The organism is Drouetiella sp., assembly GCF_059504425.1.
On the sequence record NZ_JCACIN010000121.1, the window covers coordinates 1 to 13,212 of the forward strand.

At 48.0% G+C, this 13,212-nt stretch carries 14 protein-coding genes and 1 pseudogene; 2 read left to right on the top strand and 13 right to left on the bottom strand.

The window, feature by feature from the left end:
• Positions 1-158 precede the first annotated feature (158 nt).
• The 13 genes and pseudogenes from AC5JMP_RS27045 to AC5JMP_RS27105 all read right to left on the bottom strand — a co-directional run bounded on the left by AC5JMP_RS27045 (position 159) and on the right by AC5JMP_RS27105 (position 10,963).
• Entirely contained in the window at positions 159-1,199 is a 1,041-nt protein-coding gene (locus AC5JMP_RS27045) for an AI-2E family transporter (protein WP_495854615.1), read from the bottom strand.
• Between the two features lie 98 nt (positions 1,200-1,297).
• Positions 1,298-3,043 (bottom strand): alpha/beta hydrolase, encoded by a 1,746-nt coding sequence (locus AC5JMP_RS27050; protein WP_495854616.1) that lies wholly within the window; start codon positions 3,041-3,043, stop codon positions 1,298-1,300.
• A gap of 99 nt (positions 3,044-3,142) precedes the next feature.
• Positions 3,143-3,553 carry an SCO4402 family protein gene (locus AC5JMP_RS27055; protein ID WP_495854617.1) on the bottom strand — a complete coding sequence of 137 codons (411 nt, stop codon included), beginning with the start codon at positions 3,551-3,553 and terminating at the stop codon, positions 3,143-3,145.
• Positions 3,554-3,642: 89 nt separating this feature from the next.
• Positions 3,643-4,383, bottom strand: coding sequence for a DevA family ABC transporter ATP-binding protein (locus AC5JMP_RS27060; protein ID WP_495854038.1), 741 nt, complete (start codon positions 4,381-4,383; stop codon positions 3,643-3,645).
• Positions 4,384-4,412: 29 nt separating this feature from the next.
• A complete protein-coding gene (locus AC5JMP_RS27065; protein WP_495854039.1) occupies positions 4,413-5,081 on the bottom strand; it encodes a GAP family protein in 669 nt (222 codons plus the stop codon).
• Positions 5,082-5,101: 20 nt separating this feature from the next.
• On the bottom strand, positions 5,102-6,268 hold the full coding sequence (gene devC, locus AC5JMP_RS27070) for an ABC transporter permease DevC (RefSeq protein WP_495854618.1): 1,167 nt from the start codon (positions 6,266-6,268) through the stop codon (positions 5,102-5,104).
• A gap of 20 nt (positions 6,269-6,288) precedes the next feature.
• Positions 6,289-6,486 (bottom strand): annotated as a pseudogene (locus AC5JMP_RS27075) (helix-turn-helix domain-containing protein); the annotation flags it as partial.
• Between the two features lie 88 nt (positions 6,487-6,574).
• Entirely contained in the window at positions 6,575-7,747 is a 1,173-nt protein-coding gene (locus tag AC5JMP_RS27080; RefSeq protein WP_495854619.1) for an ABC exporter membrane fusion protein, read from the bottom strand.
• Positions 7,748-7,785: 38 nt separating this feature from the next.
• Positions 7,786-8,133, bottom strand: a complete 348-nt coding sequence (locus AC5JMP_RS27085) for a hypothetical protein (RefSeq protein WP_495854620.1) — start codon at positions 8,131-8,133, stop codon at positions 7,786-7,788.
• 36 nt (positions 8,134-8,169) lie between these two features.
• Positions 8,170-8,307: a hypothetical protein gene (locus AC5JMP_RS27090; RefSeq protein ID WP_495854621.1), complete on the bottom strand. Its 138-nt coding sequence runs from the start codon at positions 8,305-8,307 to the stop codon at positions 8,170-8,172.
• Positions 8,308-8,464: 157 nt separating this feature from the next.
• Positions 8,465-9,598: a cytochrome P450 gene (locus AC5JMP_RS27095; protein WP_495854622.1), complete on the bottom strand. Its 1,134-nt coding sequence runs from the start codon at positions 9,596-9,598 to the stop codon at positions 8,465-8,467.
• Positions 9,599-9,713: 115 nt separating this feature from the next.
• On the bottom strand, positions 9,714-10,169 hold the full coding sequence (locus AC5JMP_RS27100; protein WP_495854623.1) for a small multi-drug export protein: 456 nt from the start codon (positions 10,167-10,169) through the stop codon (positions 9,714-9,716).
• Positions 10,170-10,294: 125 nt separating this feature from the next.
• Positions 10,295-10,963: a GNAT family N-acetyltransferase gene (locus tag AC5JMP_RS27105; protein ID WP_495854624.1), complete on the bottom strand. Its 669-nt coding sequence runs from the start codon at positions 10,961-10,963 to the stop codon at positions 10,295-10,297.
• A gap of 254 nt (positions 10,964-11,217) precedes the next feature.
• Between AC5JMP_RS27105 and AC5JMP_RS27110 the strand changes: the two genes are divergently transcribed.
• Both AC5JMP_RS27110 and AC5JMP_RS27115 read left to right on the top strand, forming a co-directional pair.
• Positions 11,218-12,480 (top strand): sensor histidine kinase, encoded by a 1,263-nt coding sequence (locus tag AC5JMP_RS27110; RefSeq protein ID WP_495854625.1) that lies wholly within the window; start codon positions 11,218-11,220, stop codon positions 12,478-12,480.
• Positions 12,458-13,087 (top strand): response regulator, encoded by a 630-nt coding sequence (locus AC5JMP_RS27115; RefSeq protein ID WP_495854626.1) that lies wholly within the window; start codon positions 12,458-12,460, stop codon positions 13,085-13,087. Before AC5JMP_RS27110 ends, AC5JMP_RS27115 begins: the two co-directional genes overlap by 23 nt.
• The last annotated feature ends 125 nt before the right edge of the window (positions 13,088-13,212 follow it).

Below are 13,212 nucleotides of genomic sequence, written 5' to 3' on the forward strand. Positions count from 1 at the left end.
CAACTACTGTACCAATGCCTAAAGCAATTAAAGAATTCGAGGGTTGCATATAACACCGTGGCTCAGAATTTTTTTCGATCGCCCGTTTAGCGATCGCTGGGCAAGTGAAAACAAAGTGGAAGACTTTCAGACAGATGTTCTAAGCAAACTGGCGACAGCTATACCTCTCCGCTAGCCACTTTTAGACTATCAGTCATGCGCTTGATGAACCCTGCAATCGGAACCACCAGAAGTAGTCCTAATACTCCCCCAAGTTTGGCTCCCATCAGCAAGGAAATGAACACGATCGCTGGATTGAGTCCAGTCATGCTGCCAATTAATCGAGGTGCAATCACATTTTCGTTAATCTGACCCACCAGAATTGCAACCAGCAAAATCTTGACTCCGAGCCAAATGTTTTGCAGCGCCAGCAGCGAACTAATCAGAGCAATGCTGAGGCTGCCACCAAAAGGAATGAGACTGGCAAGCCCAATTGTTAAGCCAAATAACAGTCCGAACGGAATTTGGAGCAGCAAAAACACTGTCATCAGAACAATGCTTTGAATTGTAGCGATTGTGGCTTGACCAGCAAAATACCCCTGAAAACTTTGTCGCAGAGCGGTTTCAACCCGATCATTCCAGGGAGCAGGCAGCCAGGTGAGTAAACCTGTCCATAACGGCTTGCCATTGAAAACCAGAAAGAGGGTTAGCACCAGGATTAAGAGTAGCTCCAGAGCGCTATTAATCGTATTGAAAGCCAGATCGATCACCTGACTTGAGGCTGACTGGAGAGTTCTAGAAAGTTGATTCGTTAACTCTGTCGTCAAACTATTGAGATCGATGGGACTCTTTTGTAAGATTGCAATCTCACTGAAATTGGGAAGCTGCCGCTGTGCCTCTTCAAACCATGCAGGTAGGCGACTGCCGAATTCCTGCAATTGTTGAAATACGATCGGCAACAGTCCCAAACTCAGCACACTGGCTAACACAAGTGCCAACAGTAGAACTAACCCAATTGCCCAAATTCGTTGAAGTCCTCGCCGCTCCAAAAAACTGATGGGATAATCGAGTAAAAATGCAACTAAACTCGCTGCAAGGACGATGCTGGAAAGAGGCTGCAAGGACTGGCAAAGCGTAGCAATTAACCACGCATTGAGAAAAATCAAGGGGAATGCCAAGCTGATTTTGAGCCATTGGGGTAGTTTTTGGTAGGAAATCATGAGTTTTCTAATCCGTTTTTATAAGATCAAAGGCTGACTATATTCAAAAGGTGGTCACCATGCGTCACAAGTAAGAACGTTTCACTGCCACCAGAGGCTTAGGGATTTTGAGCAACGGCTAGACTTGGACACAGTTGAGTCATCGCCTGAGCAATCTCAGGCTCGCTCAACGAGCGCACTAGCTTGAGAGGAAGCGGAGATTGGCTAATCGATCGAACGTAGGATGCTTGTAAAAAGGAAGCAGAGACAGATGTAGCTGCCAGATATTCTTTTGCAAAGGCAAGGGTCATCGTGTTGAGATAGCGATGAGCCAGAGCCGGATCAGGGCTTGCCAACCCAGATACATTGAATAGATCATTTCGGTTGGTGATCGCGCTGGCATAGGTGTGAGTGCCCTTCTGAATCAGAACTAAATACTGATTAGGGGTGGTCAGCCAGGTGAAGGGGCAAATCTGTTCCAATAGTGCCGGAGCGATCGCGTCTTCACTGCCGCCAATCAGCATGACTGGCACCTGGAGTTGGCTCATCCCTTGCGGTCCAAAAATCCGGCTACCGATCGGATTCAGTGCAACAACTGCCTGTACTCGTGGATCGTGTAAACGATTTACGGTGTGAGGAGGTAGACCGCTGGCTGAACACTGGAGTAGCAGTGAGATGTTACCAACGTTGAGATTAATTTGATTCGACTCGCACTCCTGCCGCAGAGATGCTAAATCGAACGTTGCGCCTGCCAGCGCCAGCGCAGTGTATCCTCCAAATGAGTGTCCAATTATTCCTACGCTTTGTAAATTCAGCGTTCCCTGCTCAGAGGCAGGCGTTTGAGTGCGACGCTGTAGCTCATCCAGCAAGTAGCTCACATCTAGAGGGCGATCAATAAATTCAGAGGCTTGAACCACTTCTCTGGCTCTACCTGCCAGTAAAGCTTCTAATTGTTGCTGATTACTACCGGGATGGTTCATCACAACAACCGCAAAACCGTGAGACGCAAGATGTTGAGCCAATTCAGCAAAGCTCGATCGACTCGCCCCCAGCCCAGGAGAGATGATGAGTGTTGAAACTAAACCTGGACGTTGAGGGCGATAGAGAGCAACAGTAAATTGGCGTTGACGGCGACGATCATCAAGGGTCAGAGTTTCTTGTGTCCATTTCCAATCACCTGGCTGATCCAACCTAGGGACTTGATCAGGATTGATTGCAGGCCCAGTTTTTGCTTCAGCATTAAATTGTTGCTCTATCAATGTGGTGGCTTGCTGCGTCTGGTGATGCAAGTCTGTAAAGCCGCGAACCAGCTCAAGGGCAAATTCTGAGTTGATTCGCATGGTTCGCGTGGGAAACTTCTTCAGAACAGTGAGCAGTGTAAGTCCCTCGGGATCTGCTGCTGCCAAAATCAGCGAGGCTCGGAGCGCATAGAAGCCATTTTGATGTGCCTCGGTTTGAATCAAGTTACCCAAAAATCTCAAGCAGGTTTCCCCAAAGGAAGAATAGAGAAATTGAGAGACAGGTACTACACCCAAATTAAGGCGATCGTTGAGGATCTGCCGAAATTCTGCCATTTCTTCAGGTTTAGCATACTCGGCGTAGACCGCTAGTTCGCTATCAACAGTGCCTTCTCGTGCGAATCTCTCTAGAGATGGCACGGAGATGGAGAACTCCAACAGGCCATAAACCAAAGAAACCTCCTCAGCTGCAACGGTTGCAGTGGGGTGCAGCAGGGCAGAAAGACAGCCGATTCCAAATAACTGTCCGCACTCACTGATCAATGAACTCCACGATCTAGAGCGTTTTCTGGAGCGAGTGACACCAGAACCCAACCAAAATTTACGCCATTGATGACAAGACATCATAAAACTCTAGTATTGGAAAAATGCCCTACTTGATGGGATGTGAAATGCCGATCAAATAGCACTGGAATTAAGCGTTAGCAGATGTTTGAGATCGACCGACTAACTCAGAAAATTTGCGCTTCTTCTGCAAATTTGCAAAGCACGATCGTTTGCCTGTACAAGCTTTGACCACTCAGAGCAGGTGAGGTAAATTTCACAAGTAGCATCAATGCCTACGGTCTGAAAAACTTGCTCAACTGCATCAAAAACAGCCCACACTGAACGCATCTCGTCAACATTTTTGAGGAAAAGACCGATTGTGAAATGAGGCTCTGTAGCTAGACTCGCGCTGATGTAGACAAACTGAAGTAATGCGCTCAAGCGATTAGTATCCGATCGAGGTAACGCGTTCTGCCTGACCCAATCCTGGCGTTGAGCTTCTGCATCTACTATCTGCTGAAGTACTCTGAGCAATTCGTCCCTAATGCAGGGATATTTTAGCTGGAAGCATGGACTAGATTTTTGATACATCACATTGACTCATTCAGTTAGTTTGGTACATTCAAACGTCTGAACTGATTTTTGGCAATCCACCACAAACCATCTTGGCAAGGTAGATTCTAGTCCGCGATCGTAGTCTCCGGGTTATCCGCCAAGCGACCATCTTCCATGTAGACAATGCGATCGGCGATGTCTAAAATACGATTGTCGTGTGTAACTAATAAGATAGTGCAACCCTGTTCTTTAGCAAGTTTTTGCATAATCTCTACAGCATCGCGACCTGACTTTTTATCAAGTGCTGCTGTCGGTTCATCAGCTAAAACGATCTTGGGTTGACTCACTAAGGCACGGGCGATCGCGACTCGCTGTTTTTGCCCGCCCGACAGGCTATCGGCATAATAGTCTACCCGTTGTTGCAGCCCTACTGCGTTCAGCATGGCAACGCTCATTCCATCAATGTCGCGATCGAACATTTCCTCATGCAGTTCTAGGGACATCCGCACATTTTGTTTGGCAGTCAGAAAGGTCAATAGATTATGTGCCTGAAAAATATAGCCAATGTTGCAACGAAGTTGAGTCAATTGTTGTTTGCTAGCATCATGTAATTCTTGACCGAGAATCTTGAGGCTGCCTTCTTGAGCCGATCGCAATCCGCCCATTAGCGTTAGCAGGGTAGTTTTGCCAGAGCCAGAGGGACCCGTCATGATAATGATTTCGCCTGCGTAAATATCTAAATTGATGTCAAATAAGGCTTGTTTGCGGAGTTCGCCACTGCCAAAGTAGTGATTAAGCTGCCGAGCAGAAATAACTGGTTCTGCTGCTGTTGAGTGAGATTGATCTGACTGCCAAGTTTGAATCATTGCATTTGTTCTTGTATGTGAGTAAGCAATCAAAAAATTGGATGACCTAGAGCAAAAGCAATACAGTCTGCAATTAGGAGGATACCTAATCCAATCAGCAAAACTCGTAATATTCTGGGTCCCCACTTCTGAATTGATCGGTTAAACCTATGCATTAAACTAGTGCTGTGTTCGCCTAGATAGATATAGAGTCCCAATAGCACAATCAGCGGTAGAACGAAGATTATGTTGTAGATTGCTAGAATACCCATTGTGGTGAAGAGATCAAACTGCGATCGCACAATTCGCTCGATCGCTGCCAGGTAAGGCAACGCTGTCGGGAAGTCCCAAAGCGTTGCAGCGCTGCCAAATAGAAAGGTTTGAGCGATCGTTAATTGAGCAGGGCGTTTAGCTTCTTGGGAATCACCAGCAAACTTGTTAAGGTTCCAACCTACCAAGAGTAGAACGATGCCAATGATCAGTTGCAACGTGTACATCAGTAAAGGTGGCAGACCTGGTAAATTGATGGTCAACTGACTTGCTCCAAGTGTCACTGCCAATCCAGCTATCCAATAGGTGATAAACACTCCCGCAATGAATGAAACTGAGCGAGGAACTGGCTTGGGCGTACTGAGCAGATAAATTTGGATTGCTGTAGTAGTGGGGTTGAGGCTGTCTAGTGCCGCGATCGCAACAAGATAAGCAAGCAAGGATGGCATCTGATTACACCAGGTAAGAACTAGAAAATATCAGCCGGATCAGCAGATTGCAGTTTACGCATTGCAATTCCTCCTGATGCTGCACACATGACAATCGTTAACGTCAACACAAGCAGTGCGCGGCTGATTGTCATACCAATCGGTAGAAAAGTTGCAGCGGCAGCGACGGAATACAGCCCGATCGAAATGACAAATCCTGGAATGAATCCTAGAACTGCCATAATCAGCGCTTCCTGGATGAGTACGCCAACCAAGTAACCGTCGCTGTAGCCCATTGCTTTCAACGTGGCATATTCTGGCAGATGGTCTGATACATCGGAATAGAGAATTTGATAGACGATAATGGTGCCAACGATAAAACCAATGACTGCGCCAAAGCCAAACAAAATTCCGATCGGGCTGGTGGCTTCCCAGTATTTCTTTTCGTGTGCCATAAACTCTTCATGCGTCAGGATCAGCACGCTTTTAAGCTCCGATTGCATCGCGGCTTGAACTTGCTTAACATCGGTGCCCGGTTTCAACTGGATGGCTCCAATATCAATTTCATTGGGCTTGCGGGCTGGAAAGAGCCGGAGGAAAGTTGAATGACTCGTAATGACATTCCCATTGGCAGCGAATGATGCTCCCATGACAAACGTTCCAACTACCTCGACTTGAAAGTTATTAAATTGAATTGGCACCGAGCCAGACTGCTGAAGTTCTTGAACGACATTGCCAAAAAAATGTTCTGCACCAGCGCGATCGTAGAGCATTCGGTTCAGCAACTTCAGTTCATTCTGGTGTGCTTGTACATCTGGCAGCGTGATTGCTGAGTTATGGGGATTAATAGCAAAAACCATTGTGGGCTGATTCGTTCGGGTTTGAGCATTGCGCCACTCGCCCTGACCCACATAGAGATAGTTGATCGATTCAACTTCTTTAGCTCCTGCTGCCTGATAGAGTTGCTTTCTAGGAAAGCTTCTGACCACATTTAGGCTCTCAAACAACGGATTAATTAGAAATAAATCCCCTTGCAGCGAGGTGTAGGGTTTTACGACAGACTCAAACAGCGCATCCAGCAACCCCAGTTGAAAGAACATCAGAATATCGGCGAAGGCAATTCCCGCTAAAGCCACCGCAAGACGGGTTTTTTCCCGTTTTAGCTGAAACCATGCCAGGGGTGTTTTACGAAATAGGTTACGAAACATAGGTGACTCTTTTCCACGCTTTAGACTAAACCATGACGGAGGGCAAAAACAACCGCTTGAACGCGATTATCAACTCCAAATTTGCTCAAAATACTTCTGACATGCGTTTTGACAGTATTGGGACTGACATACAACACCCCAGCAATTTCAGTATTACTTTGTCCTTCAACGAGTAACTTGAGAACTTCCATTTCACAGCTTGAAAGTCTCTCTAGGTTTGTTGTGTACAATGTCTGCACCATCTTCTTTGCTCTGTTACAGAAAGGTGTGAGTCAACTGATTAGTTATCAGCGAGAATCTGAGCATCTAGGGTTGAATGGCGACCTGCACCTGTAAATTTGTCAATCCTGCAACACGATCGCTGCTGGCTGCATTGAGCCGAATCCTGACTTTAACTACCCGCTGATCCAGATTCTCGCCCGGTTGATTATTGAAGATCTCCTGCTGACTCACTTGCAGCCCAATCTCCTCGACTGTGCCGCGCAGTTCTTCAGAGAAAGGTTCACCTGTAATCACTGCCTGTTGCCCGATGCGAATTTTTCTGATATCACTTTGATAAACTTCGGCAACCACTCGCATTTGGCGAGTTTGCCCCAGATCGGCAATGCCTTTTTCACCCACCACTTCTCCCGCTTTGGCATAGATTTCCAGAATTTGCCCTGCTTGGGGCGATCGCACCTCTGCTTGTTTCAAATCCGCTTTTGCTCGTTGAGCCACGGCGATCACTTGGTCAACTTTCGCCTGTGCAGTCTGCACATCGGTTGGGCGCACCTCTGCAATGCGATTCAAGTTGGCTCTAGCGGACTCAATCTGCGCTTGCAATGTATCAGTCGTCCGGCTTTGATTCGCTTTGCCTTCATTAAATTGTGCTTGCGCTTTTTGGAAAGCTAGTCGCCTCTGGTCAAACTGAGAGGCAGAGATTGCTCCCTCCTGATAGAGCAATTGATAGCGGTTGTATTCAGAGCGAGCATTATTGACCTCAGCCTCTAAACTCGCTAGGCTTGCTTGCTGTCGCCGAGTTTCACCTGCTAATTCCGCTTGCAAACGCCCAATCTCTGCTTGTTGTGCCTCAATTTCACCCGATTTTGCGCCGGCTTTAACCTGGGCAAGCTCCGCTTGGGTAACGGCGACTTGTTGTTCGGCTTCTAGGAGAGCGCCCTGCAAACGATCGCGGCTATCTAGAATCGCAATCACTTGATTGGCTTGGACACGATCGCCTCGTTTGACAAGCAGTTGAGCCACGCGATCGTTACTGAGCGTCGCTGGAACTGACACTTTTGTCACCTCAGTTTCAGGTTCCAACCGACCCAGTGCCACAATAGACTTAATAATTGGGGTGGTCTGAGTGTTCTCTACTGGCTTCGCCATAATAAATTGCGAAATGCCATAGTAAGCAATGCCACCTGTAAACAACACCCCGCCTGCCATCAGACCTAGCATCCAGCGATTACTCGGTTTGGTCAGTTGTTGAATGTTCATGATGATTTATCTCCTGTTTTAAACCTCTGTCGTTGGGATCACGTAGCCACGATTATCCTGACCTCGGCAAGCAGAGGTTGCTGCATATCTCCTGTAACAAGTGTCCAATTCTCAGGCGGATTTAACCTCCGTCTGAGAATCGTTTGTAGCCAGCGCAAGCCCATTACCACAACAGAGTGGCGATCGCTGATGGCTCCACCCACCAGAGTCAGTAAGGCGCGAGGCACAGCGGCAGCAAGGAGGACAGTTCCGATCGCCGTTCCCGATCCGGTTTTTTGCAACACGAGCCAGGTCAAAGCCACTAGCCAAAACTGCGCCGCACAGAGAATCAAGGATTGTCCTAGCCAAAGCAGTCGAAAATTTACATTTTGGAGTGGGTGCTGCATCGCTTAATACTCAAATTCGACGGGAAATGAACTTTTCTAATTGGTTTGCTGCTCAAGCGTCAATGTTTGCTGAGGTTGACCTGTAATATAGCAATGCAAAAATGCGACGTATTGGGAGAGTTCCTGACCCGACTTCGTTGCCGTTGTTGAGTTCTGCGAAATTGTTGAGTGCATTGTTTTCCTCAACTGGGTATTCAAACTTTTTGAACCTGATCACTGACGGTGGTCGAAAGGAGTGCAACAGCAACTGCTTACTGCTGCACTCTTGCCACTCCTCACAGTTCACTCCGTCTGCTGATTGAAACTGTTGGCAATCGAGTAGGCAGTGACATTAGAACAACACAGGCAGCGATGTGAGTCCATGCACAGTCGTTGTGGGGATGAATTCCAGCGTTGCAGCCGGATCAATTTGCAGATTGGGCAGCCGCTCTAGCACCGCCCGCAGCACGATCGCAGCTTCCAGTCGAGCCAGGGGTGCACCCAGGCAGAAGTGAATGCCATTGCCAAACGCGACGTGCGGATTCGGGTCACGATCGACCACAAATTCTTCAGCGCGGTCGAACTGGGCAGTATCGCGGTTTGCTGATCCCATCCAGACCGTTACCATCTGTCCTGCTGGAATCGTCTGTCCACCCAATTGCGTTTCGACTTTGGTAAAGCGTTCAATGCCCTGAATCGATGAGCGATAGCGCAACACTTCCTCGATCGCTAAAGGCAACAAGTCGGGGTCTTGCTTCAGCCGCTTATACGCTTCTGGATACTCATGGAAGCAAAGAATCGCATTGCCCAGCAGATTGGTCGTCGTCTCATTACCGCCCACCAGTAGCACAATGCAGAAATCGACTAGTTCTTGTGCTGTCAGGGTTTCGCCCGCTTCATGGGCGGCAATCAAATCGCTGATCAAATCCTTTCCAGGTTGCTTGCGCCGCTCTGCTAGCAAATGCCGAAAGTAGTCTGCCATTGCTTTCAATGCGGCCGGATCAAGGACAACGATTCCATCTGACCAGCGTTTGAAGTCAGCGCGATCGGCAACTGGAACGCCGAGAATTTCGGCAATCACAATGACGGGCAGCGGTATTGCTAGGTCATGCACAAAATCCATGCGATGTTGAGCTTGAACTTGGTCAATCAGTTCCTGAGTAATTTGTGTAATGCGCGGCGCGAGTTCTTCCACACGCCGAGCGGTGAATACTTTTGCCACCAGTGAGCGGAGCGAGCGATGCTTGGGCGGGTCAGTGAAATTGAGGCTTTGGGTAAAGTCAGTTTGCTCTGGCGGATGCGGCACTTTCGATGAAAACAGTTGCCAGTTTGCAAAGACATATTTCACATCTTCATAGCGAAATACCATCCAGCTTTGCGGCTCTGTGTCGTAGAACACGGGTGCTTCGCGGCGCATTTTGGCATACCAGGGAAACGGATTACTAAACCGTTCAGCCGTTGAAATTTTAACAGGTTGTGCTTGCATGACCAATCTCCTTGAATGGAATAGGAACAAAACGTTTGCATGACAAACCGAGCCAGATTCGCGCTATCTGACCGAGAACAGTGAACTCACTAGAAACAAACTTTGAACGGGAAGATTAGCGGTTGCTAAACCAATTCATGCCGGATGCGATCGCCCCCGCTGTAACCACTCCGTAGAGCGTGATACCAATCAAAGAAAACAACAGAATTCGTTTAGGGTGAATGCCGGTGATGGGTCCAACAACGGCGATTGTCCAACTGCCTAAGATCGGAGTCATCAGAATCAGAAACCAGGCACCATAGCGATCGAAGGCATTTTTGACTTTGCGTCCCCCCCGTTGCTCTAGGCGCGATAACCAGGCGCGCAGTTGGGGAATTTGCATCAGGCGGCCATAGCCCCACAACAATAATGGAATGGGGGTAAAGTTACCCAACACACCCCAGACAACCGATGAAAGGGCATCTAATCCCATTGCCATTCCGGCGGCAACAGCGGCATAGACCTCAAAGTAGGGAAAGAACCCAATCCCCCAAACCGTCAATGCTTTGGTTAGATATTGGATGGTTAACATGATGGAACGACTCCAAAGCGACGGTTTGTGGTTATTCAGAGCATTACTGCTGTCATCATTTGGCAAATCACGCGGAAGGCGAACCTGAAAGTGATCATTGCTCCATTAAAATTGCTGATACAAAGTCAACCTTGAGGATTGCGTTTCATCGCCCAATACTCCCGATTTGCAAACAGTCTTTGATCAACAATTTCAAAACCGTGTCGCTGGTAGAATCGCACAGCCGCAGCCGTAGACGTTTCCAAGTAACAAGGGGTCTTGGTGCGATCGGCGGCTTGCAGCACAGGTTGAATCAGCTTTCCGCCGATTCCTTGACCCTGGTATTCTGGCGATACTCCCAACATTGCTAAATACCAGTGCGGTTCAGGCGAAAACTTCTCATGCAATTGAATCCCCATGCTAATAAATGAAACGAAGTCAACGATTCGATTCCAACGCATATAGAACGGAAGTGTGATCAACCCCGATGCCGCAATTTGCCATAGCTGTGGCAACGTAATTCGAGAAGCGTCTGGAGGTAGCCAAATTGCCACACCCTTTGGATAATCAGCAGTGGTGTAAATTTGGTTGTAGATTTGGGCATAGTTGAGCAACGCCTGACTGAGTTGCTTGAGAGCCGTTTGCTTTGCTCCTTCGTCTTCCGGTAGAAAGTTTCCCATCAGGGGATCTTGGCTGAATGCGGTGGCAAGGTAATGAGAGGCGATCGCAAAGTCTGACTGGTTTAGCTTTACAATGTCCGTGTCTATCACCGTTACTGATTTGGCCGTTGAATTTTGTCTCTGATCAGTCTCCATAGTGGCTTCCTTAATGAGTGTGAAAGAATATGAAACGATGAGAAAATTTCCAGAGCAACCTGGATGAGCAACCTTGGGAGGGTTCATCCGCATTGAACAAACGGATTGACACAAATTTCTGGAGTTGGCTAGACACTCGCGTCATCGTCAGAATTTATGGCAGCGGTGGTTGCGTGACTCATCTACAAACCATCTAAACTCACGCACAGTGTTTTAGATACCTACAGCTATCATGGAAACGGATGACACTTGTCATGTCTAAACTTGATAGGTGTCATACCAGGGTTGGCGGACGATCGCGCAAACTAGAGAGAGCAGGATGGTTAATCTATTCAATGAATCTAGATACTGGCTCTTCTCCATCACTCCGTCGGACACTGCGCTTTGGCGAGTGGCTCCTGCTGCTCATGACGGTCTTGATTTATGTGCTTGACGAAGCCTCCACGCCTGAGCTAATCGTCAAATGTATCGCGTTTAGCACGCTCTTTTTCTGTCTCAGCTTTATCTTGCCGCTCGATCGCCCACTTTGGCAGCGTCGCGCTTATGTTGCGCTGGAAGTGGGGTTGACGGGCGTTGCGATCGCGTCTGGAATCGAATTTAGTTTTGTGCTTTATCTACTACTAATCAAGGCGTGTTTCTTATTGAGTCGCCGCGAAGTTATTTTGACCAATATTATGGGTGGAGTGGTCTGGTTGGCTAGTTTTACCTGGCTGTATCCGTCACTCATTCAACGAAAACTCCCAGAGTTTGATAGTGTCACTTTGCAGTCTAATTTGTACATGACGCTGCTGCATGCCTTGCTGTATTATGCCAGTGCCAGCATTTTTGTTGTTCTCCTTGGCTTTGTCATTGTGGCAGAACGCGAAAGCCGCCAGCAGGCAGAAGCATTGTCGCAAGAAGTGGAAGTGTTGGGTGCCAAACTAGAACGTTTGCGGATTGCGCGTGAAATTCATGATTCCTTAGGGCACACTCTCACCTCATTGGGGGTGCAACTGGAAGTCGCTCAGAAATTGCGCGATCGTGATTTAGCGAAAGCCTTTGATTCGGTAGACAATGCCGCTTTATTGGCGAGTCAGTGCCTACAAGATGTGCGGCAAGTGGTTCAAACCATGCGGCAGCAGTCTAGTTTCAATCTCAAGGAGGCGCTATACGAAAGAATTGAGCAAATGCGCCAGCAGGGAATTGCTACTCAAGTCCATTTAAGTTTGCCTGCTCTCTCGCTGCAATTGAGTTATCAGCTTTACTGCATTTTGAAGGAAGGCTTAATTAACATTCAAAAGCACGCCAAGGCAGCTCAGGTGACACTGCGGGGACTGGTTGACTCAGACGCGATCGTGGTGACGCTGCAAGATGACGGTCACGGGTTTGACCTGGAGCAGCCATTGACCGGGTGCGGTTTGCCAGGAATGCAGGAACGGGTAGAACTCTTGGGCGGAACCCTTCAAATTAGTACAAGTTCCGACCAAGGAACGCAAATCGAAATCGTGATGCCTTATGATTCGAGTGCTCGTCGTTGATGACCAATCCTTCTTTCGAGAAGGGTTAGCCGCATTGTTGTCGCTAGAGGCAGACATCGAAGTAGTCGGACAGGCAACGGATGGGAGAGTGGCGATCGACCTGACTGAGACAATTCAGCCCGATGTCATTCTCATGGACATTCGCATGCCCACCTGTGATGGCGTTACGGCAACGCGTGAAATTCTCCGCAGCTATCCGTGGATTCGTATCCTGGTGCTGACAACGTTTGATGAGGATGACTATGTGTGGGAGTCGCTGAAGGCAGGAGCAAGTGGATACCTGCTCAAAAACACTCCCTCTGGGCAGGTAGCTGATGCTATCCGCACCATTTATAAAGGACATAGCCAACTCGGACCAACGATCGCACCCAAAGTCTTTGCCCAGCTTCAACAACCTGTTAGTGCCACCCCAGTTAATTTAGCCTTAAGTGAACGAGAGTTAGAGGTTCTTAAGCTACTGGGGCAGGGAAAGACAAATCGTGAAATTGCCAAAACTTTGCATATCACCGAAGGAACCGTCAGAAATTACATCAGCCGGATTCTCAGTGAGTTGAATGTGAGCGATCGCACTCAAGCTGCACTCTGGGCACATGAAAATTTAGATTAGCGATCACCTTATGGAACGTATTCCACTTGTTCCGCAGTTGCTTCCAGTCTTCCGGTAGGATTTCTAGGTTCTATAGCGCTACGAGAACGAGTTAGGACATTATTGTAGAGGTAGAGAAGCGTTCA

Coding starts and splice junctions, on each gene's coding strand:
- AC5JMP_RS27045 (WP_495854615.1), bottom strand. CDS start 1,199: ATGATTTCCTACCAAAAACTACCCCAATGGCTCAAAATCAGCTTGGCA.
- AC5JMP_RS27050 (WP_495854616.1), bottom strand. CDS start 3,043: ATGATGTCTTGTCATCAATGGCGTAAATTTTGGTTGGGTTCTGGTGTC.
- AC5JMP_RS27055 (WP_495854617.1), bottom strand. CDS start 3,553: ATGTATCAAAAATCTAGTCCATGCTTCCAGCTAAAATATCCCTGCATT.
- AC5JMP_RS27060 (WP_495854038.1), bottom strand. CDS start 4,383: ATGATTCAAACTTGGCAGTCAGATCAATCTCACTCAACAGCAGCAGAA.
- AC5JMP_RS27065 (WP_495854039.1), bottom strand. CDS start 5,081: ATGCCATCCTTGCTTGCTTATCTTGTTGCGATCGCGGCACTAGACAGC.
- devC (WP_495854618.1), bottom strand. CDS start 6,268: ATGTTTCGTAACCTATTTCGTAAAACACCCCTGGCATGGTTTCAGCTA.
- AC5JMP_RS27080 (WP_495854619.1), bottom strand. CDS start 7,747: ATGAACATTCAACAACTGACCAAACCGAGTAATCGCTGGATGCTAGGT.
- AC5JMP_RS27085 (WP_495854620.1), bottom strand. CDS start 8,133: ATGCAGCACCCACTCCAAAATGTAAATTTTCGACTGCTTTGGCTAGGA.
- AC5JMP_RS27090 (WP_495854621.1), bottom strand. CDS start 8,307: ATGCACTCAACAATTTCGCAGAACTCAACAACGGCAACGAAGTCGGGT.
- AC5JMP_RS27095 (WP_495854622.1), bottom strand. CDS start 9,598: ATGCAAGCACAACCTGTTAAAATTTCAACGGCTGAACGGTTTAGTAAT.
- AC5JMP_RS27100 (WP_495854623.1), bottom strand. CDS start 10,169: ATGTTAACCATCCAATATCTAACCAAAGCATTGACGGTTTGGGGGATT.
- AC5JMP_RS27105 (WP_495854624.1), bottom strand. CDS start 10,963: ATGGAGACTGATCAGAGACAAAATTCAACGGCCAAATCAGTAACGGTG.
- AC5JMP_RS27110 (WP_495854625.1), top strand. CDS start 11,218: ATGTCTAAACTTGATAGGTGTCATACCAGGGTTGGCGGACGATCGCGC.
- AC5JMP_RS27115 (WP_495854626.1), top strand. CDS start 12,458: ATGATTCGAGTGCTCGTCGTTGATGACCAATCCTTCTTTCGAGAAGGG.